We start from the raw sequence: 25470 nt of genomic DNA, 5'->3' as shown, positions 1-25470 counted from the left end.
ACGTCAGAGGGCCGTCCTTTTTGCATGACGGCCATAGCGCACGTCTAATTCATAGATAAAAACAATCAAATTCACGAATCAATAGCACGAAGGTAGACTGCTTTCCATGGTGAGCCAGCCGGCTCGCCGCTGATTGCTGGAGCCAGTCATGTCCACCCGCCTTGCCTCAGATGCCGTTGCAGCCGTGCTGGAGTGGCTGGCCGTCTACGGTGAATCGCATTGACCTGAGGTTCGCGAAAGGGCGCTGGACTGCAAGGAGGAAAGATCGTGGCAATGGTGCGGATGTTCGTTTCGGAATGGCAGGGGTTTGCTCACACGGTGCGCGCCGCGCAGGCCGAGGTGCCGATGCTGTCCGGCATGCCGGGAAGCGCGGCCGGTGGTCGGGGCACGCGCCTGGCGGAATCTGCCCGCCTGCAACGCAAGTGGGTGCGCAAGCAGATTGGCCTGGTCATTGTGGCGGCGGGCGCTATGATCGTCCTCCTGCACAGCATGGTGCAGTTGACGGCCTGACCGTCCGGTTGCCGTTCGCGCGTGGTTTCGTCACAGGGCGATGCCATGCTCGGAACTCGCAGCGGGCCTGGCAACCGAAAGCAAGGCTGGACGCTCGCGTGGCTGATCTGATTTCGGTCGGCACTCGCGATTTTGCACACCACTTTTCCAGGGGATTTCAGATGGCAAAGAAGAACGGCGGCGCAGTGGCCGCAGCCCAGATCAACATCGGTATTGCCGACAAGGACCGCAAGAAGATCGCCGAAGGCCTGTCGCGCCTGCTGGCCGATACGTATTCGCTCTACCTGAAGACGCACTACTTCCACTGGAACGTCACCGGTCCGATGTTCAACACGCTGCATCTGATGTTCGAGACGCAGTACAACGAGCTGTGGAATGCCGTCGACCCGGTGGCCGAACGCATTCGTGCGCTCGGTTATCCGGCGCCGGGTTCGTATTCGGAGTTCGCCAAGCTGTCGTCGATTCCCGAATCGAAGGGCGTGCCCGAGGCAATGGACATGGTGCGCGAGCTGGTGGCCGGCCACGAAGCCGTGACGCGCACCGCCCGTAGCCTGTTCCCGGATGTCGACAAGGCCGCCGACGAACCGACGGCAGACCTGCTCACCCAACGCATGGACATTCACGAGAAGACCGCGTGGATGCTGCGCTCCCTGCTGGCGTAATGCCTTGATGGCCGTATCGCCACGCCTTTGACGGGCGTTTCAACAGCAGCGAACTGGGCTCCCTCCGGCGGCCGGCACGGTTGCCGGGGTGGGGCACATCACTCCCCAGACCTCAACGAGAGAATGATGACGACTGAAGCTAAATGCCCGTTTTCCGGCCATGGCCCCGCTGCTTCCCACACCTTCGGTGGCGGTACGTCCAACAAGGACTGGTGGCCCAATCAACTGCGCGTTGATCTGCTGAACCAGCATTCCGAGAAGTCCGATCCGCTCGGCAAGCAGTTCAATTACCGCGAGGCGTTCAAGTCGCTCGACTATGACGCCCTCAAGGCCGACCTGCGCAAACTGATGACTGACTCGCAGGACTGGTGGCCGGCCGACTTCGGTCACTACGGCCCGCAGTTCATCCGCATGGCGTGGCACGCTGCCGGCACCTACCGCACGGGCGATGGCCGCGGTGGCGCAGGACGCGGCCAGCAGCGTTTCGCGCCGCTCAACTCGTGGCCCGACAACGTCAACATCGACAAGTCGCGCCGCCTGCTGTGGCCGATCAAGCAGAAGTACGGTCAGGCCATCTCGTGGGCCGATCTGCTGATCCTGACAGGCAACGTCGCGCTCGAAACCATGGGCTTGCGCACGTTCGGCTTTGCCGGCGGTCGCGAAGACACCTGGGAACCGGACAACGACGTCTACTGGGGCAACGAGACCAAGTGGCTGGAAGCCACGCGCTATTCGGGCGAGCGCAACCTCGCCAACCCGCTCGCGGCGGTGCAGATGGGCCTGATCTACGTGAACCCGGAAGGCCCCGAGCACGCCCCTGGCGATCCGCTCGAGGCGGCCAAGGACATCCGCGAAACCTTCGCCCGCATGGCGATGGACGATGAAGAAACCGTGGCGTTGATCGCCGGCGGCCACACGTTCGGCAAGACGCACGGTGCCGGGCCGGCCAGCCACGTTGGCGCCGATGTCGAGGCCGCGCCGCTGGAAGCGCAAGGCCTGGGCTGGGCCAGCACGTATGGCACCGGCAAGGGCGCGGACGCCATCACCAGCGGGCTCGAAGTCACCTGGACGCAGACGCCCGCGCAATGGAGCAACTTCTTCTTCGAGAATCTGTTCAAGTACGAATGGGTGCAGGAGAGGAGCCCGGCCGGCGCGCTGCAGTGGGTCGCCAAAGACGCGGAAGCGGTCATCCCCGGCCCGACGCCGGACTCGCCCAAGCGCAAGCCCACGATGCTGACGACCGACCTGTCGCTGCGCTTCGACCCGGCCTACGAGAAGATCTCCCGCCGCTTCCTGAACAACCCGCAGGCCTTTGCCGAAGCCTTTGCGCGTGCGTGGTTCAAGCTCACGCACCGTGACCTGGGCCCAAAGTCGCGCTACCTCGGCCCGGAAGTGCCGCGCGAAGACCTGATCTGGCAAGACCCGCTGCCGGCAGCCGTGCACCAGCCGACCGACGCCGATATCGCCGACCTCAAGGCGAAGATTGCGGAATCCGGCCTGTCGGCCTCGGAACTGGTGGCGGTGGCCTGGGCTTCGGCCTCGACGTTCCGCGGCTCGGACAAGCGCGGCGGGGCCAACGGTGCACGCATTCGCCTGGCGCCGCAGAACGATTGGGCCGTCAACCAGGCCGTGGCCGGGACGCTGGCCAGGCTGGAAGCGATCCAGCGCGCCTCGGGCAAGGCATCGCTGGCGGATGTGATCGTGCTGGCTGGCAGCGTGGGCATTGAGCTGGCCGCCAAGGCCGCCGGCACGACGCTCACCGTGCCGTTCACGCCGGGCCGCGTCGACGCCACGCAGGAACAGACAGATGCCGCGTCGTTCTCGGTGCTGGAACCGGTGGCCGATGGCTTCCGCAACTACGAGAAGACGAAGTTCGCGGTGCCGGCCGAAGTACTGCTGCTCGACAAGGCGCAATTGCTGACGCTGACGGCGCCCGAGCTGACCGTGCTGATCGGCGGTCTGCGCGCCATCAACATCAACGCAGACGGCAGCCAGCACGGTGTCTTCACAAAGACCCCTGGCGCGCTGACGAACGACTTCTTCGTCAACCTGCTCGACATGGGCACCGAATGGAAGCCCGCCGGTGACATCTACGAAGGCTACGACCGCAAGACCGGCGAGCTGAAGTGGACGGGCACACGTGTGGACCTGGTGTTCGGTTCGAATTCGATCCTGCGTGCGCTGGCCGAGGTGTACGGCAGCGCCGACGGCAAGGACCGCTTCCTCCGCGAGTTCGTGGCGGCCTGGGTAAAAGTGATGAACCTGGACCGTTTCGATCTGGCGGCCTGACCGCGCGTCGGGACTAAAATGGCGCCTTGCCTCGTGCAGGCGCCATTTTTCCTTGGTGATTCTGATGCAATCGTCTGCTGCCCAGCCCAGCCGCCCCGTGCTCTACGCGCGCCTCATGCGCATGGACAAACCGATCGGCACGCTGCTCCTGCTGTGGCCGACGCTGTGGGCATTGTGGATGGCCGCCGAGGGACATCCACCGGTCTCGCTGGTGGTGATCTTCACGGTCGGCACGTTCCTGATGCGCTCGGCCGGGTGCGCCGTGAACGACTGGGCCGACCGGGATTTCGACAAGCACGTCAAGCGCACCAAGGAGCGGCCGATCACCGCCGGCCTCATCGCGCCGTGGGAGGCGCTGGCCCTGGCAGCCGTGCTGTCCATCACCGCTTTCACGCTGATCCTGCCGCTCAATGCGCTGACCAAGTGGATGTCGGTGGCGGCGGTGCTGATTGCCGGCACGTACCCGTTCTTCAAGCGCTTCTTTGCGATTCCGCAGGCATACCTGGGGATTGCGTTCGGCTTCGGCATTCCGATGGCCTACGCAGCGGTGCAGGACCACGTGCCCGTGCTGGCGTGGCTGATGCTCGTCGGCAACGTGTTCTGGGCCGTCGCCTACGACACCGCCTATGCGATGGTCGATCGGGATGACGACCTGCTCATCGGCATCAAGACGTCGGCCATCACGTTTGGCCGCTTCGATGTGGCGGCGATCATGCTGTGCTATGCCGGCTTCTTCGGGATCATGGCCTGGGCCGGCCATGTGATGGCGCTGGGTGTGGCGTATTGGATCGGGTTTGCCGCAGCGGTGGCGCTGGCGCTGTGGTACTACCCGATGCTGCAGACGCGTGACCGGATGAAATGCTTCTTTGTCTTCCGTCACAACAACTGGCTGGGCGCCTGCCTGTTTGCGGGCGTTGCGGCGGCGTATGCGCTGCGCTAGAGGACGAGGCACAGTCCCTTGTAAATGAGCGTGAGGCCGGCTGCGCAGCCCGCCGCAAGGGCGAGTACGCGCAGCATCTCCCAGAAGGCATCCGGATATTCGCCGCGCAGCGCCGACACGATGTCAGGCTGCAGCGCCATGCGCAGGCTGCGCAGAAAACCGTGGCGATCTTCAAAGAACCGGTGCCACAGCCAGTACGCCAGTGGCAAAGCAAGCACCATCGCTGCCTTGAACAGCCCCGGCTGTTCGATGACGAAGAGACCGGCGTCCATGCGCTGATGCCGTCCGTTCGTTGCAGTGTCGATCAGTCGCGGCCCAATTCTTCGCCCATTTCCTTGCCGCGTGCGGCCGCAGCGTGCATGGCGCGCACAAACGCCGCCTTGACGCCGGCGCCCTCCATCGACGTCAGCGCTGCATAAGTCGTCCCGCCCTTGGACGTCACGCGCTCACGCAGCAGTTCCACGGGTTCGGCCGACTGGCCCGCCAGCGTGGCCGCACCGAGGAACGTTTCCACCGCCAGCGTACGGCCGTCTTCGGCAGACAGGCCCAGCTCCTGCGCAGCCTGCTGCATCGCCTCGATGAAATAGAACACATACGCCGGGCCGCTGCCCGAGATGGCCGTGACGGCGTCGATCTGCGCTTCGCTCGGCACCCAGACGCTTTTGCCGACGGCGTTGGCGATGGCGCTGGCCGTGGCGCGGTCGTCCTCCGACAGGCCGGCGTTCGCGGCCAGGCCTGTCATGCCGAGGCCTGAGAGCGCCGGCGTGTTGGGCATCCCCCGCACGATGCGAGCGTGGCCATTCAGCCAGCGCGACAGATCCTGAATGCGGATGCCGGCCGCCACCGACAGCACCAGGCTGTCGCCCAGGTGCGGCGCCAGTTGTGCGCATACCTCCCGCATCTGCTGCGGCTTGACTGCCAGGACGATCACGTCGCGGTCGGCGAGTTCTGCGCCCGGAGTGGCGGCCGTGCGGGCGCCCCAGGTCTGCTCGGCGCGACTGCGCGCGGGTTCGGTCGGGTCTACCACCACGATGTTGGCGCCGTGCGCGCCCTTGGCGATCAGGCCGCCGATGAGGGCCGCTGCCATGTTGCCGCCGCCGATGAAGCCGAGTTTCAGAGTGTCGAGCATGAGAGTTGTGGTGTGAGAGAAAACAGGAATTCAGGCGTTGGCATAATGCCGCGCCCCGAAGATGGCACTGCCGACGCGGACGATGGTCGCGCCTTCGGCAATCGCGTCTTCCAGGTCGGCGGACATGCCCATCGACAGGGTATCGAGCGGGATGCCCGCCTCGTGCAGCTGATCGGCGAGGGCGTTCAAGGCGGCAAAGGGCCGGCGTCGCGCGGCGGGGTCGTCGGTGGGCTCGGGCACCGCCATCAGGCCGCGCAATTGCAGACGGGGCAGGGCCGAGACGGCGCGCGCCACCGCAAGCACGCCGTCGAAGTCCGGCAGCAGGCCATGCTTGCTGGCTTGACGGCTGATGTTGATTTCGAGGCAGATCTGCAGCGGCGGCAAGTGCTCGGGGCGCTGCGCAGACAGCCGTTCGGCAATCTTGAGCCGGTCGATGCTGTGGACCCAGTCAAAGCGCTCGGCCACCGCGCGGGTCTTGTTGCTTTGCAGCGGGCCGATGAAATGCCAGGAGATCGGGTCCGGACCGGTGCGCAGATCGGCCAGCGCGTCCATCTTGGCTACGCCTTCCTGCACGTAGTTCTCGCCGAACAGGCGCTGACCGGCGGCGTGCGCGGCACGCACCGCGTGGGCGTCGAACGTCTTGGAAACGGCCAGCAATGTGACACCCGCAGCATCGCGCGAAGCCAGTGTGCAGGCCGTTGTGATCCGCTGACGCACGGCTTGCAAGTTGGCGGCGATTACAGACATAATCCGGCGACGTTTGTTACAAATAAACAAGGGTTCCGGCACGTCGAATCGACGGCTCGGAGCGCGTCTCGGAGCGCCATTGCGACGCCCGGGCGACATAAAAAAGTCGGGGGTCATTATAAGATGGACATCGCGCAGCTTCTGGCCTTCTCGGCCAAGAACAAGGCGTCGGACCTGCATCTGTCGGCCGGCCTGCCGCCGATGATCCGGATCCACGGCGACATGCGCCGGATCAATGTGCCGCCGCTCACGCACCAGGATGTGCACGCCATGGTGTACGACATCATGAGCGACGTGCAGCGCAAGGTCTACGAAGAAAACCTGGAAGTCGACTTCTCGTTTGAGATTCCGGGCCTGTCCCGCTTCCGGGTCAACGCGTTCAACCAGAACCGCGGCGCCTCGGCCGTGTTCCGGACGATTCCGTCGAAGGTGCTCTCGCTGGACGACCTGAAGGCGCCGCCCGTGTTTGCCGAGCTGGCGATGAAGCCGCGCGGCCTGGTGCTCGTGACCGGCCCGACCGGCTCGGGCAAGTCCACCACGCTGGCCGCGATGGTGAACCACCGCAACGAAAACGACATGGGCCACATCCTCACGGTGGAGGACCCGATCGAATTCGTGCACGAATCGAAGAAGAGCCTGATCAACCAGCGCGAACTCGGGCCGCACACGCTGTCGTTCGCCAATGCACTGAAGTCGGCGCTGCGTGAAGACCCGGACGTCATCCTCGTCGGCGAATTGCGTGACCTGGAAACCATCCGCCTGGCGCTGACGGCCGCTGAAACCGGCCACTTGGTGTTCGCCACGCTGCACACGAGTTCTGCGGCCAAGACGATCGACCGGGTGGTCGACGTGTTCCCGTCGGAAGAGAAAGACATGGTGCGGACCATGCTTTCCGAATCGCTGGAGGCGGTGATCTCGCAGACGCTGCTCAAGACGCGCGACGGCTCGGGGCGGATTGCGGCGCACGAGATCATGATCACGACGCCGGCCATCCGCCACCTGATCCGTGAGAACAAGATCTCGCAGATGTACTCGATGATGCAGACCAGCAGCGGCATGGGCATGCAGACGCTCGACCAGTGCCTGGCCGACCTCATCAAGCGCTCGGCGATCAACTACGCGGATGCGCGCGCCATCGCCAAGAACCCCGACGCGTTCGCGAACTGACGCATTGACGGTCGCTGCGGCGACCACTCACCGACTTCAAGGAGGGGCACGCCATGCTGGACCGCGAAGCCGCCACCAAATACATCCACGAACTCCTGCAGTTGATGGTGAACAGCCGTGGCTCGGACTTGTTCATCACGTCGGATTTCCCGCCCGCCATCAAGGTGGACGGCAAGGTCACGCCGATCTCGCAGCAGCCGTTGAACGCCACGCAGGCCATGAGCCTGGTCAAGGCGATCATGAACGAGAAGCAGCTGCGCGAGTACGAACAGACCCTTGAGTGCAACTTCGCCATCACGGCCCCGGGGGCCGGGCGCTTTCGCGTGTCGGCCTTCGTGCAGCAGGGCCGCGCCGGCATGGTGCTGCGGACCATCAACACGAAGATCCCCTCGCTGGACGAGCTTGACCTGCCGCCGATCCTCAACGACATCGTGATGAGCAAGCGCGGCCTGGTGATCGTGGTGGGCGCCACCGGCTCGGGCAAGTCGACCTCGCTGGCGGCCATGGTGGGGCATCGCAACGCCAATTCGTACGGCCATATCATCACGATCGAAGACCCGGTCGAATACGTGCACGCGCACCAGAACTGTGTGGTCACGCAGCGCGAGGTGGGCGTGGACACCGAGTCGTGGCACGTGGCGCTGAAGAACACGCTGCGCCAGGCGCCGGATGTGATCCTGATCGGCGAAATCCGCGATCGCGACACGATGGAATACGCCATCCAGTATGCGGAAACCGGCCACCTGTGCCTCGCCACGCTGCACGCCAACAGCTCGAACCAGGCCATCGACCGCATCATCAACTTCTTTCCGGAAGAGAAGCGCCAGCAGTTGCTGATCGACCTCTCGCTGAACCTGCGCGCGATGATTGCGCAGCGCCTGCTGCCGCGCAAAGGCAAGAAGGGGCGCGTGCCGGCCGTGGAGATCATGCTGGCCACGCCGCTGGTGCAGGACCTCATCTTCAAGGGCGAGGTGCACGAGCTGAAGGAGGTCATGAAGAAATCGCGCGAGCAGGGCATGATTTCCTTCGACCAGGCGCTGTTCGAGTTGTACGAGGCGGACAAGATCACCTACGAAGACGCCCTGCGCAACGCCGACTCGCTCAACGACCTGCGCCTGCAGATCAAGCTGCACAGCAAGCGCGCCGGGCAGACCGACCTGGCGGCCGGCACCGAACATCTGAACGTGGTGTAAGCGTATCTGGAGACGCCCATGACCGACATCTACGCCTTCGAAGCCGATTCGCTGACCGGCCAGCGCGTGCCGTTGTCGCAGTACAAGGGCAAGGTCCTGCTGATCGTCAACACGGCCAGCCAATGCGGGTTCACGCCGCAATACGCGGGGCTCGAGGCGGTGTACAAGCGCCTGCACGACAAGGGGCTGGAAGTGCTCGGTTTCCCGTGCAACCAGTTCGGCAAGCAGGAGCCGGGCAGCGCAGATGAGATCGGCGCGTTCTGCGAGAAGAACTACGGCGTGTCGTTCCCGATGTTCGGCAAGATCGACGTGAACGGGGCGAATGCGCATCCGCTGTACAAGTGGCTCACGTCGGAAAAACCTGGCGTGCTCGGCACCCAGGCGATCAAGTGGAACTTCACCAAGTTCCTGCTGCGCCGCGACGGCACGGTCTACAAGCGCTATGCACCGCTGACCAAGCCCGAAGAGATCGTCGGCGACATCGAAATGCTGCTGGCCGAGCCGGATCCGGCCTGACGCGCCGGCTTCAACGTCAGTCCGACGACCCGCGCACCTTGCGCATGAAATCCGCCAGCGAGCGCTCGGCGGATTCGGCGAAGTGGCGTTCGAGAATGTCGACCTTCACGCAGCGGTCGAGGCGGAACGTGCGGTAGTCCTGGCGGTGCTCGCACCATGCGGCCACGAGCCACACCTGGCCCCAGAAGAACAGCCCGAGCGGCTGGATGCAGCGGTCCGTCAGCTGGCCTTGGGCGTCGCGGTAGGACAGCCGCGCCACGGCGTGGCGGCCCAGCGCCGCATGCAGCGTATCGAAGATCTGCTTGACCTCGCTGCCCATGCCGTAGCCGGGCGCGAAGATGCGCGTCGTTTCCGCTTCGGTGCGGCGCTCGGCGGGCAGGGCGCCCATCAGCTTCTCGAGCGCGGCTTCCACGGAGCCGGCCATGGCGCCGCCGCCCCACGCCTTGATCATCCGCGCGCCGGCAACCAGCGCTTCGACCTCATCCGGCGTGAACATCAGCGGTGCGAGGTCGAAATCGGCGCGCATGCGGTAGCCGATGCCGGCCTCGCCCTCGATCGGCACGCCCGAGACGGACAGATCGCGGATGTCCCGATACACCGTGCGCTCGGACACGCCCAGGCGGTCGGCCAGCATCGCCGCCGTGGTCAGACGGCGGCCTCGCAGGATCTGGGCGATCTGGAAGAGACGGTCGGCGCGGCGTGTCATGCGCGGCATTGTAGTGGGCTTCTTGCCGCGCGCAATCCGCACAATCTTTCCCCTACGCGCCGAAGGGCGTCAGCTCGCGCTGCGGGTGGAGGTCCACCACGTCCACCTGCTCGCCACGGCGCAGCATCCGCTTGCCGAGCCGCGGAAAATCGGCAATCTCGATGTTCAGATGCTCGCCGCCGCACAGGTAGAGCAGGTCTTCCTTGCCGCAGTTGCGCAGGTGGTGCGCCACGCCTGTGGGGAAGGCCATGAAATCGCCGGGGCGGACGATGAAGACGCTGTCATCGATCTCCGCCTGCGCCTCGCCGGAGAGGATGTAGATCCACTCCTCCTCGCGCTGGTGCGAGTGGTAGACGAACGACTCCTTGCCCGGCGGCACGCGGGCGAAATTCACGCCGGTGCGCTTGAGCCCCAGCAGCCGGCCCATCATGGTGCCGTGGATTTCCGACAGGCTGTTCCAGGGGTGTGAAAACGGCTGCGTGCGCGCGGCAATGTCGGCAGCGCGCATGAGGTACGGCGATTGACTCGGCATGGTGTTCTTCTCTGTCTTGGTGAGTCGGCCGACGCCCGCGCGCCGGCCTTGGGGAAAGCGGCGTTACTGCTGCAGCAGGTACGCCTGCGTCTTGGCATCGGGCTCATGCAGGCCGATGCGGTTGCCTTCGGTGTCGACGATGTGGGCGATGCGGCCCATGTGGTCGGGCAGCGTCATCGGCCCGAACACGCATCGGCCGCCGCTGCCGTTCACGCGCTCGAGCGCGGCGTCCAGGTCCGGCGCATTCAGGTAGACCACGCTGCCCTTGTCGCACGGTGCAAAGCCTTCGCCCTTGACCAGCGCGCCGTGAATCGTCGTCTCACCTGCCGGGAACACGCCCATCGTCAGGTCGCCCATGTCTTCCTGCTTGAGCCGGGTGTCGAAGACGTTCTCGTAGAACTTCACCGCGCGCGGGAAATCGTTGGCGGGGATTTCAAACCAGTTGATGACGCTTGCCATGATGTTCGCTCCAGTAGGTGGCGCAGGCGGTTGGGAGTGCCGTTGCCGGTTGAGGTGGAGCGATTCTGGCGGGGGGCTCCTGACAGCGTTCTGTCAGGAGCATTCAGGAGGACTGAGGATCGTGTTTCAGGTTGCCCAGGCAGTGAATGCCGGGGCGGAGGGGAAGGCGGCTCAGTGGGGAATCCAGCCCGCCAGCAGCGGCACCAGCACCGCTGTCAGCACGCCGTTCAGGCCCATGCCCAGCGCCGAGAACGCGCCGGCTTCCGGATTGACCTGAAACGCTCGCGCGGTGCCAATGCCATGCGCCGCAATGCCGGTGGCAAAGCCCCGCACGCTGTACTCACGCACGCGCAGCAGGTTCAGCAGCCGCGTCGTGGTCGTCGCGCCGACAATGCCGGTAATGAGCACCAGTACTGCCGTGATGGTCGGCGCGCCGCCGATCTTCTCCGAGATGCCCATGGCGATCGGGATCGTCACCGATTTCGGCGCCATCGAGCGCAGCGTTTCCGGCGATGCACCCAACAGCCACGCGATGCCCACGGCAGACACCACCGCCACGACCGACCCCGCAAGCAGCCCGGCCATGAGCGGCAACGCGTGGCGGCGCAGCTTCGCCCATTGCTGAAACAGCGGCACCGCCAGCGCCACCGTGGCCGGCCCCAGCAGGAAGTGCACGAACTGCGCGCCGTCAAAGTAGGTCTTGTAAGGCGTGCCTGTCACGGTCAGCAGCGTGCCGAGGATGACGACCGCAATCAGCAGCGGATTGACCATCGGGTTGAAGCGGCTGCGCTCATGCAGACGCACGCCGATCAGATAGGCGATGAGCGTGGCGGTCAGGCCCAGCAGTGGGCTCGCAGCGAGGTACACCCAGAGCTGGTGCAGGTTAGGGGCCATCGCGCTCATGGGGCGAGCTCCTCGTGCGATTCGCCGTGGTCTCCGATGCGGCGCATCAGCGCGCGCGTGACCAGCGCCCCGGCGGCAATCGCCAGCCATGTCGATACGACGGTCGCCACCACGATCGGCAGCCATTCCTGCCCGATGCGGTTCAGTTGCGTCATGACGCCTACGCCGGCCGGCACGAACAGGATGGTCAGGTGCCGCAGCAGTTCACTCACGGTGCCCTGCATGACTTCGAGCACGCGGCCCTTGTCCACCAGCAGGTAAATGACCAGCAGCACCATGCCGATCACCGGGCCGGGCACGGGCAGGTGCAGGGAATACGTCAACAGCTCTCCCACCGACTGGAACGTCAACAGGATCGCGAAGGTTTGCAGCATGGGGCCTCCGGAACAAACGAAGCGGCCAGTATAGAACTGGGTGCGTTCGTTTCAGACGAGCATGCGGTCGACCAGCTCGATCCAGTGTTCGACCGGCGTGTCGGTGCCGCTTTGGAGATGCGTGACGCAGCCGATGTTGGCGGTGACGATGCGCTCGGGCTGCGTTGCTTGCAGCTTGGCGAGCTTGTCGTCGCGCAGCCGGTAGGCGAGTTCCGGTTGCAGCACCGAATACGTCCCCGCCGAGCCGCAGCACAGGTGGCTGTCGGCGCAGAGCTTGACGTCCACACCCAGCGAGCCGAGCAGTGTTTCCACCGCGCCGCGTATCTGCTGGCCATGCTGCAGCGTGCAGGGCGGGTGCCACGCCACGCGCGGGCGTTGCGCTTCGGGTTTGGCCTTCTGCAGAAGCTGCTGCGAAAACGCCGGCAGCACCTCGCACAGATCGCGCGTCATGGCGGACACGCGTGCCGCGCGCCCGGCATAGGCCGGGTCGTCGCGCAGCAGGTGGCCGTATTCCTTGACCATCGCGCCGCAGCCGGAGGCCGTCATGACGATGGCCTCGGCGCCCGCTTCGATGTGCGGCCACCACGCGTCGATGTTGGCGCGCATGTTGTCGAGGCCGCCCGTGTGGTCGTTCATGTGATACCGGATGGCACCGCAGCAGCCCGCGCGGTCTGCGCTGACGAGCTGCACGCCAAGCTTGTCGAACACGCGCGCCGTGGCCGCGTTGATGTTCGGTGACATGGCCGGCTGCACGCAGCCTTCGAGCAGCAGCATCCTGCGTGCATGCGCGGTGCGGGGCCGTGCACCGGCCCGCGGCTGCCTGGCCGGCACCTTGTTGCGCAACACCGGCGGCAGGAGCCCGCGCACGGCCTGCCCAACCTTCAGCGCCGCGCCGAACAAGGCCGGACGGGTCAGGCCCTCGCGCAGTGCCCAGCGCACGGCGCGCTCGCCCAGCGGCCGCGATTGGCCCTTCGCATCGAGCTGGTCTTCGACGATCTTGCGGCCGATCTCCACGAGGCGCCCGTAGGTCACGCCGGACGGGCACGTCGATTCGCAGTTGCGGCAGGTCAGGCAGCGGTCCAGGTGCAGGCGCGTCGCGGCGCCGGCGGGCTGGCCCTCCAGCACCTGCTTCATCAGGTAGATGCGCCCGCGTGGGCCGTCCAGTTCGTCGCCGAGCAGCTGGTAGGTCGGGCAGGTGGCGGTGCAGAAGCCGCAGTGCACGCACTTCTGCACGATGCTTTGGGCTTCTTCGCCATGAGGAGTGTTGCGCAGGAACGCCGCGAGCGTGATTTGCATGATGGGCTTGCGTGAGAAGTCGGCAGTCAGAACGCTGAATACAGGCGGCCCGGGTTGAAGATGCCGTGCGGATCGAAGCTGTCTTTCAGGCGTTTGTGTACGGCCATGAGCGGCGCCGAGACCGGCGTGAAGACATCGGCGGCGCGGTCGCCGTTGCGGAACAGCGTGGCGTGGCCACCGGCCTGGCGCGCGGCATCGCGGATGACGTGGGCGGGGGTGCTGGCGGTGTCGATCCACCAGCGCTGGCCGCCGCCCCATTCGATGAGCTGCTCGTCGGCCGACGCATGACCCAGGGCCAGCGGCGGCGTGGCCGGGGGCAGGGCGATGCGCCACAGCGGCAGGCCGCCCTGCACGGCGCGCGCAAAGAACGTGTGCGACTGCTCCCGCAGGTCGCGCCAGAACCCGCCGGCTTGGGCATCGTCCACACGCTCGCCGCCGAGCTTCGTGATTGCCGCGCGCACCGCCGCATCGGCCCCGCTCAGGCGCACCCACAGTGCACCGTCGATCCATGCCGATGCTGCAATCGGCAACGGCTGGCCGCCCCAGCGGTTGAGCGTGTCGATGGCCCCGGCCTGCGGCATGGCAAAGCGCAGCGTCGCATCGCAGAACGGCATCGGCAGGACTTTCAGCGACACCTGCACCACCAGGCCGAGCGTGCCGAGCGCACCGGCCATCAGGCGCGAGACGTCGTAGCCCGCCACGTTCTTCATGACCTGACCGCCGAAGTTCAGCAGGTCGCCGCGGCCGTCCATGACGACCGCGCCGAGCACGAAATCGCGCAGCGCCCCCACCGATTGCCGGCGCGGGCCCGAGAGGCCCGATGCAAATGCGCCGCCTACCGTGGCGGTTTTGCCGTCTGCGGCAAAGTGCGGCGGCTCGAAGGCGAGCATCTGCCGGTGTTCGGCCAGCGCCGCTTCGATCTCGGTGAGGGGCGTGCCGCTGCGTGCGGTGATGACGAGCTCCGCGCAGTCGTAATCGACGATGCCGGACCACTCGCGCGTATCCAGCACGGTGCCGTGGGGCGCGGGCGAGCGACCGTAGAAATCCTTCGTGCCGCCGCCGCGCAGGGTGAGCGGCGTCCGGCTGGCGGTGGCCTGCGCGATGGCCTCGCGAAAGCGCGCGAGCGTGGGTGGGAGGGCGATGTTGTCTTGCATGGCTTGCTGTCGAAGCGTCGGGCGCGGCAGCCTACTCGCTGTGCGCAATCTGTGTGGGGTGCGGTGGCAGCTTGGTGCCGCAGCGCTTGCAGAACGCAGCATCGGCGTCGTGGCCTTCGGTGCCGCAGTGCGTGCAGGTGCGGGGGCTGGACGGACTCTGCCGCATCGTGCTCACGAGCTCCGCGCCGATGATGCCGGTGGGGAACGCGATGATGCTGTAGCCGAGCAGGATGGTCATCGACGTGATGAACTGGCCCAGCGGCGTGCGCGGCACCAGGTCGCCGAAGCCCGTGGTGGTGAGCGTGACCACCGCCCAGTACATGCTGACCGGAATGCTGGTGAAGCCATGCTGCGGCCCTTCCACCACGTACATCACCGTGCCGAGGATGATGGTGATGATAAACACGGTGCCCAGGAACACGAAGATCTTGTGCCGGGCGTTCAGCAGCGCACGCAGCAGGATCTGCGCCTCTTCAAAGTACACCGTGATCTTCAGGATCCGGAAGATCCGCAGCAGGCGCAGCAGCCGCACATCGAGCAGGTAGGCCAGTTCGGGCACAAAGATCGCCAGCCACGTTGGCAGGATAGAGATGAAGTCGATGACGCCGTAAAAGCTCAGCACGTAGCGCCAGGGCTTGCGCACCACGAGGATGCGCATGACATATTCCGCCGTAAACAGCAGCGTGAAGAGCCACTCGAGCACCGTGAAGAGCGTGCCCGCGCGGCCGCTTACGCTCGGCAGGCTGTCGAGCATCACCACCAGTACGCTGGCGAGGATGGCCCCCAGCAGGGTCAGGTCGAACAGCCTGCCCGACCGTGTTTCGGCTTCAAAGATGATGGTGTACCAACGCGCGCGCCAGCCGCTCTCGGGTTTGCCGAGATATTCGCCAAGCCGCGCGTTGTGGGCGTGCCAGCGGTTGCGGCTGGTGCGGGGCGGGTTCCTCATGGCCGTCATGTGTTCAGAAACGGGGCAGGTCCGGATGCGGCAGCAGCCCGTTGCGCACGTGCAGCCTGCCGTATTCGGCACACCGCGCAAGCGTGGGGATGGCCTTGTCGGGGTTCAGCAGGCGCGCCGGGTCAAACGCCGCTTTCACGCGCAGGAAGGCGTCACGCTCCTCGGCAGAGAACTGCACGCACATCGAGCTGAGCTTCTCCACGCCCACGCCGTGTTCGCCCGTCACCGTGCCACCGAGTTCCACGCACGTTTCCAGGATGTCTGCGCCGAACAGCTCCGCACGGTGCCATTCGTCCTGGTCTTCGCCGTTGAAGAGGATGAGTGGGTGCATGTTGCCGTCGCCGGCGTGGAACACGTTGATGCAGCGCAGGGCGTACTTCTGCTCCATCTGCTGGATGCGTCGCAGCAGCGTGCCGATGTGCTTGCGGGGGATGGTGCCGTCCATGCAGTAGTAGTCCGGCGAGATGCGCCCGGCTGCCGGGAAGGCATTCTTGCGTCCGCTCCAGAACTTCAGGCGCTCGGCCTCGGTTTGCGAGACCTGGATCCGCGTGGCACCCGAGGCGCGCAGCACTTCGCTCATGCGCGCGATTTCTTCGGCCACTTCTTCGGGCGTGCCGTCGGATTCGCACAGCAGGATGGCGGCCGCGTCCAGGTCGTAGCCGGCGCAGACGAATTCCTCCACGGCGGCGGTGGCGGGCTTGTCCATCATCTCCAGCCCGGCCGGGATGATGCCCGCGGCAATCACGTCGGCCACGGCGTTGCCGCCCGATTCCACATCGTCGAAGCTCGCCATGATCACCTGCGCCAGTTGCGGCTTGGGGATCAGGCGTACGGTCACTTCGGTCACCACGGCCAGCATGCCTTCGGAGCCGATCACCGTGGCCAGCAGGTCGAGGCCGGGGGCGTCGGGCGCTTCGCTGCCGAATTCGACGACCTCGCCGTCCATCATCACGGCGCGCACGCGCAGCACGTTGTGCACGGTCAGGCCGTATTTCAGGCAGTGCACGCCGCCCGAGTTTTCATTCACGTTGCCGCCGATGGTGCAGGCGATCTGCGACGACGGATCAGGCGCGTAGTACAGCCCGTGCGGGTTGGCGGCTTCCGAAATGGCGAGGTTGCGCACGCCAGGCTGGACCACGGCCGTGCGCGTGTAGGGGTCGACCTTCAGGATGCGCTTGAACTTGGCCAGCGACAGCACCAGCCCGCCCGGGGTGGGCATCGCGCCGCCCGACAGGCTCGTCCCTGCACCGCGCGGCACCACGGGCACGCCCATGCGGTGGCACACGCGCAGGATTTCGACGACCTGCGCCTCGGTATCCGGCAGCACCACGGCCAGCGGCACCTGGCGGTAGGCGGCCAGGCCATCGCATTCATACGGGGTGGTGTCTTCGCGCTCCCAGAGCAGCGCGTCGTCGGACACGATCTGGGACAGCGCGGCGGTCAGCTCGGCCTGCAGGGCGGTCAGATCGCGGGCGGTGGCGGACGACGACGATGGCGCATTCATGGGGTGTCTCTCATGGTTCTGCCCGCCAGCGGTGGCCGGGGTGGGAGGCACTATAGCCCGGCCGCCGTGCCGCGCGGCGTGTTAAGGACTTTTGCGGCGATGAATTTGGCTCGCCGGGGCGGCCAATCCGGTTCATCGCGGTGCAGCAGGGTTTCGCCGCCCGTTGGTGGAGGTCCGATCTTCACGATCGAGCCTTTGACTACCAGCGGCGGGGTTCAAAACACCGACCTTCACACTAAAAGTTTCGAATCTGAGGTTCGGATACCTCACGCGTGAGGCAAATACAGTCGGCGTTGATGAAAAAAACAGCAACGATGACGTTCGGAACGTCGACGTCGAGGCTCAGTGGCCCCACCCATGACGCTTTTTTGCTCCGACGTTGCTGTTTTTTTCATCAACGACAAGGGCGCCGAGCCTCGACGTCGATACTAAAAGTTTCGAATCCGATGGTTTGAGGCCGGCCCAGCGTCCTTACCAATCCAACCCCAGCAGCCAATCCACGAACTGCTGCGCCTCGGGCTTCATCGGTGCCTGCTCGCGCTGCACGATGTAATAAGCATGTGGCGACGTCGATTCGATGTCCAGCAGCCGCACGATCTGCCCCGAGGCCAGCCAGTTGCGCGCCATCGCCTGCCGCACCAGCGCCACGCCCTGGTTGGAGGCGACGGCTTCCAGCATGAGCCCGATGTCGTTGAAGAGCGAACCCGTGGCAGGCTCCGGCGCATCGAGCCCCGCTGCCTCGAACCACGGGCGCCACGGCTCCAGCGGGCTGCGCAGCAGCGTGAGGTTCAGCAGTTGCGATGCCTCGGTGATGGTGCTGCCGCTGATCTGCTCGAAGTAGCCGCGTCCGCATGCGGGAAACACCGGCTCGTTGAGCAGGAGCGTGGTCTTCAGGTCGGGGTAGCGGCCGGTGCCGTAGCGGATCTCGACGTCGGTGTCTTCGGCCTTCACGTCGAGGAACGGGATGGCGAGGTGCAGCTCCACGTCGATGTGCGGATACAGCGCGTTGAACTCCGGAATGCGCGGCACCAGGTGCTGACGCCCGAACGTGGGCGGGATTGCCACCCGCAGCCGCGCGCGCTGCTTGCTGAATTCCGGGCGCGCCAGCTCATGCAGGCTCTTGAGCGCGTCCTGCACGCTGCGCAGGTAGCGCGTGCCGGCGGCGGTCAGCCGTAATGCCGTGCCGGTGCGCACGAACAGGTCTTCGCCCCACAGCTCCTCGAGGTTCTTGATGCGGTGCGAGACCGCGCTGGGCGTGACGGACAGCTCCTCGGCCGCGCGCGCGAAGCTCGCATGGCGTGCGCCGGCTTCAAAGGCAATCAGCAGGTGCAGCGGAGGAACGCGCTTGAAGACGGAGGCCATTACAGGTGGAAGATCTTGCCGGGGTTGAGGATGTGCTTCGGGTCCAGCGCCTGCTTGACGCTGCGCATCAGGTCGATCGCATCGTTGCCGTGTTCGGCGATGAGGAAGTCCATCTTGTGCAGGCCCACGCCATGTTCGCCCGTGCAGGTGCCGTCCATGGCAATCGCCCGCGCGACGATGCGCTGGTTGATGCGCTCGGCTTCTTCCAGTTCTTCGGGCTTGTTCGGGTCGATCAGCAGCGCGACGTGGAAGTTGCCGTCGCCCACGTGGCCGACGATGGGGGCGGGCAGTTGCAGCGCGCTGGCGAGCAGGTCCTTTTCCGTTTCCACCACGCACTCGGCCAGGCGCGAGATCGGCACGCACACGTCGGTCGTGACGGCGCGGCAGCCCGGCTTGAGTTGCAGGAACGCGAAGTACGCGTTGTGTCGGGCGTTCCACAGGCGGCTGCGGTCTTCGGGGCGTGTTGCCCATTCGAAGCCCTGGCCTTTATGTTCGGCGGCGATCTGCTGGACGGTCTCGGCCTGCTCCTGCACGCCGTGCTCGGAGCCGTGAAACTCGAAGAACAGCGTCGGCATCTCGGGCAGCGTCAGCTTGTCGTATTGGTTGATCGCCCGGATGGCGAGCGCGTCGACAAACTCCACGCGCGCAATCGGCACGCCCATCTGGATGGTGTCGATCACGGCCGACACCGCATCGCCCATGCTCGGGAAGGCGCACACCGCCGCGGACACGGCTTCCGGCTGCGGATACAGCTTCAGCGTGATCTCGGTGATGATGCCGAGCGTCCCCTCGCTGCCGATGAAGAGCCGCGTCAGGTCATACCCCGCCGACGATTTGCGCGCGCGGTTGGCCGTCTTGATGATGCGGCCGTCTGCCGTGACGACCGTCAGGTTCAGCACGTTCTCGCGCATCGTGCCGTAGCGCACGGCGTTCGTGCCGGACGCGCGCGTCGCGCACATGCCGCCGATGGACGCATCCGCGCCCGGGTCGATCGGGAAGAACAGACCGGTATCGCGAATCTCGGTATTGAGCTGCTTGCGCGTGACGCCCGGCTCGACCGTCACCGTCAGGTCTTCCGGGTGCACCGACAGCACGTGGTTCATCTGCGAGAGATCGAGGCTCACGCCGCCGGCCACCGCCAGCAGATGGCCTTCGAGCGACGAGCCGGCGCCATACGGGATCAGCGGAATTTCGTGTTCGAAGCAAAGCTTGGCGACGGCAGCGACTTCCTCGGTGGTCTGCGCGAAGACGACGGCGTCGGGCAGCATCGGGTCGTAGGCGGATTCATCGCGGCCGTGGTGGGCGCGCACGGCTTCGGTGGTGGAGACGCGGTCGCCGAAGCGGGCACGCAGCGCGTCGAGCATGACCGGCGGGATCGGCTTGCGCACCAATCCGGGATGGGGCATCGGGTGGTTCATGGGGGGTCTCGCAATGTTGTGCGGCTCTCGGCGGGCCAATGGATCATTCTAACGCCGGGGTTGCACGCCGCTTGCGATAATGGCGGCTTGCAACGCGCCAATACAGCAACAGGAGACGCACCTTGGGCAACCGCCTATCCAAAATCGCCACCCGCACCGGCGACGACGGCACCACCGGCCTCGGCGACGGCAGCCGCACGGCCAAGGACAGCCTGCGCATCGCCGCCATCGGTGACGTCGACGAGTTGAACTCGCACATCGGCGTGCTGCTGACGGAATCGCTGCCCGACGGCGTGCGCGCGGCGCTCACCGCCATCCAGCACGACCTGTTCGATCTGGGTGGCGAACTCTGCATTCCCGGCTACACGATGGTGACGACCGCGCACGTGCTGCGGCTCGATCAATGGCTGGCCGACTACAACGCCGATCTGCCGCGGCTGGCCGAATTCATCCTGCCCGGCGGCAGCCGCGCGGCGGCACAGGCGCATGTGTGCCGCACCGTCGCGCGCCGTGCCGAGCGCAGCATCGTCGCACTCGGCCGCGCGGAGGCCATTGGCGAGGCGCCGCGTCAATACGTCAACCGCCTGTCGGACCTGCTGTTCGTGCTGGCGCGCGTGCTGAATCGCGCAGACGGCGGCACGGACGTCCTCTGGAAGCGCGACGAGCACAAGCCGGCGTAATCGCGGTCCGCATCAAACAAAACGGCCCGGCGAGGTGACGTTGCCTCGCCGGGCCGTTTGCTTTTGCTTCTGCGGTGCGCTGAATCAGTTCACGCTTGTCGGCGTCGTCGTGCTTTGCGCCACGGCGGCCAGCCCCGCCAATTGCCCCGGCGTGGTGATGGTCAGCGCCTGCGATGGCGTCGGCGCCGGGAAGCCCGCTTCGGCCAGCGCTTCCTTGATGGTGCGGTTGGTGTCGAAATAGACCTGCCAGTAGTGGTCGTTGTGCGTGTACGGGCGTACCGCCAGCACGGGTCCGACCAGGTTGAACTCCAGGATCTCAACATCGACCGCCGGATCGGTCAGCACGTTCGGAATGGCGGCCACCTTTTCCTTGAGCAGCGCGATGGCGGCGCGGTGATCGGCGCTGCCGGCCAGTTGCGCCTTCAGCTCGACGCGGCGGAACGGGTTGGAGGTGTAGTTCTGGATCGTGTCGGCGAAGATCTTGCCGTTGCCGACAATCGTGACCACGTTGTCCGGCGTGTTGATGGTCGTGGCAAACAGGCCGATCTCCTTGATCGTGCCCGTCACGCCACCGGCCGTCACGAAGTCGCCCACCTTGAACGGCCGCAGCACGATCAGGAACGCGCCCGCCGCAAAGTTGGACAGCAGGCCCGACCACGCCATGCCGATCGCCACACCGGCTGCGGCAATCAGCGCCGCGAACGTCGTCGTCTGGATGCCGAAATAGCCGAGGATGCCGATCACCAGCAGCACATTCAGCGTGACGGTGATGATCGAGCCCACATAGCGCAGCACGGTCGGATCGACCTTCTGCCTGCCAAGCGAGTTTTCGACCATGCGCACGGCCAGGTTGATGAGCCAGCGGCCCACCACCCAGAAGACAATGGCGGCGAGGATCTTCATGCCGACGTCGGCCGCGTATTGCGCGACGAGCGCCTGGTACTTGCTTGCGGTGTTGGTGGCGGTTTCCACCAGATTGTCTGCCATGGTTGCCTCCGGGAGGTGAGCAGGGGGAACTCACCTACGATATGTCAAAGGCAACGCACTTGTGTGACTTTGGCGCCTTTTGCTCACATTTGTTGTAGATCGGCGCGGGCCGCACCGAAACAAAAAGGACGCCCGCAGGCGCCCTTCCGTGAAGCAGTGAGGCTCAGTTCACTCAGTTGCCGCTGCCCGGTACCAGACGGCGCTTGCGCACGGCGTCGGCCAGCGTTTCGAGCACCTTCACCGAATCGTCCCAGCCGATGCACGCGTCGGTCACGCTCTGACCGTAAGCCAGGTCGGATACCGGCGTGCCCTGGACGTGGTCCTGGCGCCCGGCGTTGATGTGCGATTCCACCATCACGCCGACGATGCGGTTGTCGCCCGCGGCCATCTGGCGGGCAATGTCTTCGCACACCGGGATCTGGTTCTCGTGCTTCTTGCTGCTGTTGGCGTGCGATGCATCGATCATCAGGCGCGCGGCCAGGCCCGATTTGGCGATGGCGTCACACGCTTCCTGCACGCTCGCCGCGTCATAGTTGGGCGCCTTGCCGCCGCGCAGGATGATGTGGCAATCCTCGTTGCCGGCCGTCGACACGATGGCCGAGTGGCCGCCCTTGGTGACCGACAGGAAGTGATGCGGCTGCGACGCGGCCTTGATGGCGTCCACGGCGATCTTCACGTTGCCGTCGGTGCCGTTTTTGAAGCCGACCGGGCACGACAGGCCCGAGGCCAGTTCGCGGTGCACCTGGCTTTCGGTGGTGCGCGCGCCGATGGCGCCCCAGCTCACGAGGTCCGCGATGTACTGCGGGCTGATCATGTCGAGGTATTCGGTGCCGGCCGGCAACCCCAGCTCGTTGATGTTCATCAGCAACTCCCGCGCAGTGCGCAGGCCGTCGTTGATCTTGAAGCTGCCATCCATGTACGGGTCGTTGATCAGGCCCTTCCAGCCGACCGTGGTGCGCGGCTTCTCGAAGTACACGCGCATGACGATTTCGAGCTCGTTCTTGAAGCGCTCGCGCTGCTCGACCAGGCGGCGGGCGTAGTCCATCGCTGCCTTGGTGTCGTGGATGGAGCACGGGCCGATGATGACGATCAGGCGGTCGTCCATGCCGTGCAGGATGCGGTGCATGGCGTTGCGGCTCTGGTAGATCAGTTCCGACACGGTGTCGCTGCACGGGAATTCGCGAATCAGGTGCGCCGGCGGCGTCAGTTCTTTCAGTTCGCGAATGCGCAAATCGTCGGTGTTCTTCGGCATGGAAAGCTCCGGGGATGTGTCTTGAGTTCTATTGGAAACGTCTACTGTGTTCGGATCATGTTTCGCGTCGGTGCCGGGGTGGGGCAGGTGACAGGACGAAAAAAAAACCGCCAGGGTCGCTGGCGGTTTTCGGTATCTGCTGGGTGCTTTTATTTTTGCTGCAAGCGCCCCTCTCCTTCCGCCAGCGGTGCGAGATGCCAAAAGTAAAAGTAAAAAAACTTGGCGAAGGACATGGAGAGAATGCGAAGGACTGCAGCAAAAATCAGGGAAGCGCTACTGCGCCGCACCAATCGAACCGTCTTTATAAACGCTTTTCTTGAGGGCCGCAAGCGCGGAGTTTCCGGGCCTGCGGCATCCAAACGACGGTGCCGCGGCAATCAAACCGTGCCGCCCACCGTCATGTTTTCCATGCGCAGCGTCGGCTGGCCGACGCCCACCGGCACGCTCTGGCCTTCCTTGCCGCACACGCCGATGCCCGAATCGAGGCGCATGTCGTTGCCGATCATGGTCACGTGCTTGAGCGATTCCGGGCCGCTGCCGACGAGCGTCGCGCCCTTGACCGGCGCGGTGATCTTGCCGTCTTCGATCAGGTAGGCCTCGCTGGCGGAGAACACGAACTTGCCGTTGGTGATGTCGACCTGGCCGCCCCCGAAGTTCACCGCATACAGCCCTTTCTTCACGCTGGCGATGATCTCCTGCGGGTCCTTGTCGCCGCCCAGCATGTAGGTGTTGGTCATGCGCGGCATCGGCAGGGCGGCGTAGCTCTCGCGGCGGGCGTTGCCGGTTACGGGCATCTTCATCAGGCGCGCGTTGAGCGTGTCCTGCATGTAGCCGGTCAGGATGCCGTCTTCGATGAGCGTGTTGCACTGCGTGGGGTTGCCCTCGTCGTCGAGGTTCAGCGAGCCGCGGCGGTTGGCCAGCGTGCCGTCGTCGACCACGGTGACGCCCTTGGCCGCCACGCGCTCGCCCATGCGGCCGGAAAACGCCGACGAGCCCTTGCGGTTGAAGTCGCCTTCCAGGCCGTGGCCGATGGCCTCGTGCAGCAGCACGCCGGGCCAGCCCGGACCGAGCACCACCGTCATCGTGCCGGCCGGTGCCGGCTTGGCTTCCAGGTTGACGAGCGCGGAAGAGACCGCCTCGTCCACGTATTCGCGCAGCAGCTCGTCGGTGAAGTAGCCGTAGGCATAGCGGCCGCCGCCGCCGGAGCTGCCCATTTCGCGGCGACCGTTCTGCTCGGCAATGACGGTGACGGAGATGCGCACCAGCGGGCGCACATCCGCGGCGATGACGCCGTCGCTGCGTGCGACGAGCATCACGTCGTACTCGCCGGCCAGGCCGGCCATCACCTGCACCACGCGCGGGTCTTTGGCGCGGGCGAGCTTTTCGATCCGCTCGAGCAGGGCAACCTTTTCGGAGGCCGTCATCGAGTCGAGCGGGTCGTTCGGGGCATACAGCGCATGGCCGCCGGGGCCGCTCGCCAGGCTGCTCGCCACCTTCACGCGGCCCGAGCCGACGCGGCCGATGGTGCGCGTGGCACCCGCGGCCTGCATCAGTGCGGGCAGGCTGATGTCGTCGGAATACGCAAACGCGGTACGGTCGCCCGAGACGGCGCGCACGCCCACGCCCTGGTCGATGCTGAAGCTGCCCGACTTGACGATGCCTTCTTCCAGGCTCCACGCCTCGTTGCGGGTGTATTGGAAATAGAGGTCGGCATAGTCGACGCGGTGCGTGAAGATGTCGGCCAGCGCGCGCTGCAGGTGCGCTTCGTCAAGGCCGTACGGATCGAGCAGCACGCGGCGCGCGATGGACAGGTTCTGGATGGCGATGTCGCCTGCGTTCATGGTGGTGGTCCTTTGAAATTCGGTTGGGCTACATCACACGGTGTTTGAGCGCCGGCAGATCCTGGCGCACCTGCGCAAGCCGGGCCGGGTCCATGTCGCCGATGGCAATGCCTTCGCCCTCGGGCACGGAGGCGATGATCTCGCCCCACGGATCGACCAGCATGGAGTGGCCCCACGTGCGGCGGCCGTTTTCATGGCGCCCGCCCTGTGCAGCGGCGAGCACGTAGCACTGGTTTTCGATGGCGCGGGCGCGCAGCAGGATGTCCCAGTGCGCGGCGCCCGTCACATAGGTGAAGGCAGCCGGCATCAGAATCAAGTTGAGGCTTCCGCCCGCCGACAACGCGCGGTACAGCTCCGGAAAGCGCAGGTCGTAGCACACCGACATCCCCACGCGGCCGCACGGCGCATCGAAGGCGACCGGCGCGGCGCCGGGTTCGATGGTGCGGGCCTCATCGTAGCGCTCTTCACCGCGCACGAAGTTGAACAGGTGGATCTTGTCGTAGCGTGCGACGCGCAGGCCGGCGGGGTTGAATGCGAGCGACGTGTTGCGCACGCGCTGCGCGTCTTCGCACCACATCGGCAGGGTGCCTCCGACAAGCCACAACTGGTGCCGGCGCGCGGCATCGGCCAGGAACGCCTGGATCGGGCCGTTGCCGTCGTCCTCGCGGATGGCGACCTTGTCGCTGTCCTTGCGGCCCATCATGCAGAAGTACTCGGGCAGCAGCGCCAGTCGTGCGCCCTGCGCGGCGGCCTCGGCGAGCAGTGCATCGGCGCGGGCCAGGTTGGCATCCACGTCGATGCCGGTCACGGTCTGGACGGCGGCAACGCGAAAAGGTGCATCAAAGGCCGCATGGGACGCGGACGGGGCGGGGGCAACGGTAGCGGAAGTCATGG

26 protein-coding genes are annotated in these 25470 nt (G+C 65.7%); 8 read left to right on the top strand and 18 right to left on the bottom strand.

Features of this window, described 5'->3' with window-relative positions; translation table 11 throughout:
- Positions 1-267: 267 nt before the first annotated feature.
- From A6M56_RS16055 to ubiA, 4 genes are all read left to right on the top strand, one after another.
- Positions 268-510, top strand: coding sequence for a hypothetical protein (locus A6M56_RS16055; protein WP_045787658.1), 243 nt, complete (start codon positions 268-270; stop codon positions 508-510).
- A gap of 161 nt (positions 511-671) precedes the next feature.
- Positions 672-1172: a Dps family protein gene (locus A6M56_RS16050; RefSeq protein WP_045787657.1), complete on the top strand. Its 501-nt coding sequence runs from the start codon at positions 672-674 to the stop codon at positions 1170-1172.
- 126 nt (positions 1173-1298) lie between these two features.
- A complete protein-coding gene (gene katG / locus A6M56_RS16045) occupies positions 1299-3461 on the top strand; it encodes a catalase/peroxidase HPI (RefSeq protein WP_102080102.1) in 2163 nt (720 codons plus the stop codon).
- Between the two features lie 64 nt (positions 3462-3525).
- Complete coding sequence (gene ubiA / locus A6M56_RS16040; RefSeq protein ID WP_102080282.1) at positions 3526-4401, top strand: 4-hydroxybenzoate octaprenyltransferase; 876 nt, start codon at positions 3526-3528, stop codon at positions 4399-4401.
- Here the strand turns inward: ubiA and A6M56_RS16035 are convergent.
- From A6M56_RS16035 to A6M56_RS16025, 3 genes are read right to left on the bottom strand one after another with little or no spacing between them, the layout of a single operon-like run.
- The gene (locus A6M56_RS16035; protein WP_045787655.1) at positions 4398-4673 is read right to left on the bottom strand and encodes a hypothetical protein; all 276 of its coding nucleotides are present in this window, start codon (positions 4671-4673) and stop codon (positions 4398-4400) included. The genes ubiA and A6M56_RS16035 overlap by 4 nt on opposite strands.
- A 32-nt stretch (positions 4674-4705) precedes the next feature.
- A complete protein-coding gene (gene proC / locus A6M56_RS16030) occupies positions 4706-5530 on the bottom strand; it encodes a pyrroline-5-carboxylate reductase (RefSeq protein ID WP_045787654.1) in 825 nt (274 codons plus the stop codon).
- 30 nt (positions 5531-5560) lie between these two features.
- The gene (locus tag A6M56_RS16025) at positions 5561-6277 is read right to left on the bottom strand and encodes a YggS family pyridoxal phosphate-dependent enzyme (RefSeq protein ID WP_102080101.1); all 717 of its coding nucleotides are present in this window, start codon (positions 6275-6277) and stop codon (positions 5561-5563) included.
- 123 nt (positions 6278-6400) lie between these two features.
- Here A6M56_RS16025 and A6M56_RS16020 point away from each other — a divergent pair, with 123 nt between their 5' ends.
- The 3 genes from A6M56_RS16020 to A6M56_RS16010 are packed head-to-tail and all read left to right on the top strand — an operon-like array spanning position 6401 to position 9153.
- Complete coding sequence (locus A6M56_RS16020; protein WP_045787652.1) at positions 6401-7444, top strand: type IV pilus twitching motility protein PilT; 1044 nt, start codon at positions 6401-6403, stop codon at positions 7442-7444.
- A gap of 53 nt (positions 7445-7497) precedes the next feature.
- Entirely contained in the window at positions 7498-8637 is a 1140-nt protein-coding gene (locus A6M56_RS16015; RefSeq protein WP_045787651.1) for a PilT/PilU family type 4a pilus ATPase, read from the top strand.
- An 18-nt stretch (positions 8638-8655) separates the two neighbouring features.
- Complete coding sequence (locus A6M56_RS16010) at positions 8656-9153, top strand: glutathione peroxidase (protein WP_102080100.1); 498 nt, start codon at positions 8656-8658, stop codon at positions 9151-9153.
- A gap of 16 nt (positions 9154-9169) precedes the next feature.
- On the opposite strand, the gene A6M56_RS16005 is transcribed toward A6M56_RS16010, so the two are convergent.
- The 11 genes from A6M56_RS16005 to A6M56_RS15955 form a co-directional block, all read right to left on the bottom strand.
- Complete coding sequence (locus A6M56_RS16005; protein ID WP_045787649.1) at positions 9170-9868, bottom strand: helix-turn-helix transcriptional regulator; 699 nt, start codon at positions 9866-9868, stop codon at positions 9170-9172.
- Positions 9869-9911: 43 nt separating this feature from the next.
- Positions 9912-10391 (bottom strand): cupin domain-containing protein, encoded by a 480-nt coding sequence (locus A6M56_RS16000; RefSeq protein WP_102080099.1) that lies wholly within the window; start codon positions 10389-10391, stop codon positions 9912-9914.
- Positions 10392-10454: 63 nt separating this feature from the next.
- Positions 10455-10850 (bottom strand): VOC family protein, encoded by a 396-nt coding sequence (locus tag A6M56_RS15995; protein WP_102080098.1) that lies wholly within the window; start codon positions 10848-10850, stop codon positions 10455-10457.
- A gap of 171 nt (positions 10851-11021) precedes the next feature.
- Positions 11022-11753, bottom strand: coding sequence for an LrgB family protein (locus A6M56_RS15990; protein WP_045787646.1), 732 nt, complete (start codon positions 11751-11753; stop codon positions 11022-11024).
- On the bottom strand, positions 11750-12127 hold the full coding sequence (locus A6M56_RS15985) for a CidA/LrgA family protein (protein WP_045787645.1): 378 nt from the start codon (positions 12125-12127) through the stop codon (positions 11750-11752). Before A6M56_RS15985 ends, A6M56_RS15990 begins: the two co-directional genes overlap by 4 nt.
- A 51-nt stretch (positions 12128-12178) precedes the next feature.
- The gene (gene glcF, locus A6M56_RS15980) at positions 12179-13423 is read right to left on the bottom strand and encodes a glycolate oxidase subunit GlcF (RefSeq protein ID WP_102080097.1); all 1245 of its coding nucleotides are present in this window, start codon (positions 13421-13423) and stop codon (positions 12179-12181) included.
- A 26-nt stretch (positions 13424-13449) separates the two neighbouring features.
- Positions 13450-14577, bottom strand: coding sequence for a glycolate oxidase subunit GlcE (gene glcE, locus A6M56_RS15975; protein WP_102080096.1), 1128 nt, complete (start codon positions 14575-14577; stop codon positions 13450-13452).
- A gap of 31 nt (positions 14578-14608) precedes the next feature.
- Positions 14609-15523: an ion transporter gene (locus tag A6M56_RS15970; protein ID WP_102080281.1), complete on the bottom strand. Its 915-nt coding sequence runs from the start codon at positions 15521-15523 to the stop codon at positions 14609-14611.
- A gap of 13 nt (positions 15524-15536) precedes the next feature.
- On the bottom strand, positions 15537-17036 hold the full coding sequence (locus tag A6M56_RS15965) for an FAD-linked oxidase C-terminal domain-containing protein (RefSeq protein ID WP_102080095.1): 1500 nt from the start codon (positions 17034-17036) through the stop codon (positions 15537-15539).
- 471 nt (positions 17037-17507) lie between these two features.
- Positions 17508-18398 (bottom strand): LysR substrate-binding domain-containing protein, encoded by an 891-nt coding sequence (locus tag A6M56_RS15960; protein WP_063391839.1) that lies wholly within the window; start codon positions 18396-18398, stop codon positions 17508-17510.
- Positions 18398-19816, bottom strand: a complete 1419-nt coding sequence (locus A6M56_RS15955; protein WP_062737929.1) for an FAD-binding oxidoreductase — start codon at positions 19814-19816, stop codon at positions 18398-18400. Before A6M56_RS15955 ends, A6M56_RS15960 begins: the two co-directional genes overlap by 1 nt.
- A 122-nt stretch (positions 19817-19938) precedes the next feature.
- On the opposite strand from A6M56_RS15955, the gene A6M56_RS15950 reads away from it, so the two are divergent.
- The gene (locus A6M56_RS15950; protein ID WP_062737928.1) at positions 19939-20496 is read left to right on the top strand and encodes a cob(I)yrinic acid a,c-diamide adenosyltransferase; all 558 of its coding nucleotides are present in this window, start codon (positions 19939-19941) and stop codon (positions 20494-20496) included.
- An 84-nt stretch (positions 20497-20580) separates the two neighbouring features.
- On the opposite strand, the gene A6M56_RS15945 is transcribed toward A6M56_RS15950, so the two are convergent.
- The 4 genes from A6M56_RS15945 to A6M56_RS15930 all read right to left on the bottom strand — a co-directional run bounded on the left by A6M56_RS15945 (position 20581) and on the right by A6M56_RS15930 (position 25468).
- Complete coding sequence (locus A6M56_RS15945; protein WP_062737927.1) at positions 20581-21483, bottom strand: mechanosensitive ion channel family protein; 903 nt, start codon at positions 21481-21483, stop codon at positions 20581-20583.
- Positions 21484-21655: 172 nt separating this feature from the next.
- Positions 21656-22735 (bottom strand): 3-deoxy-7-phosphoheptulonate synthase AroG, encoded by a 1080-nt coding sequence (gene aroG / locus A6M56_RS15940; RefSeq protein WP_045787637.1) that lies wholly within the window; start codon positions 22733-22735, stop codon positions 21656-21658.
- Between the two features lie 377 nt (positions 22736-23112).
- Positions 23113-24576 carry a metalloprotease TldD gene (gene tldD, locus A6M56_RS15935; RefSeq protein WP_045787636.1) on the bottom strand — a complete coding sequence of 488 codons (1464 nt, stop codon included), beginning with the start codon at positions 24574-24576 and terminating at the stop codon, positions 23113-23115.
- Between the two features lie 28 nt (positions 24577-24604).
- Positions 24605-25468, bottom strand: coding sequence for a carbon-nitrogen hydrolase family protein (locus tag A6M56_RS15930; protein ID WP_102080094.1), 864 nt, complete (start codon positions 25466-25468; stop codon positions 24605-24607).
- Positions 25469-25470: the final 2 nt, after the last annotated feature.

The organism is Ralstonia sp. RL, from assembly GCF_001683835.1.
In the GTDB taxonomy this organism is placed as follows: Bacteria; Pseudomonadota; Gammaproteobacteria; order Burkholderiales; family Burkholderiaceae; genus Ralstonia; species Ralstonia mannitolilytica.
The sequence above is the reverse complement of the archived record's forward strand: the minus strand, read 5'-3'. Positions and strand labels throughout refer to the sequence as shown.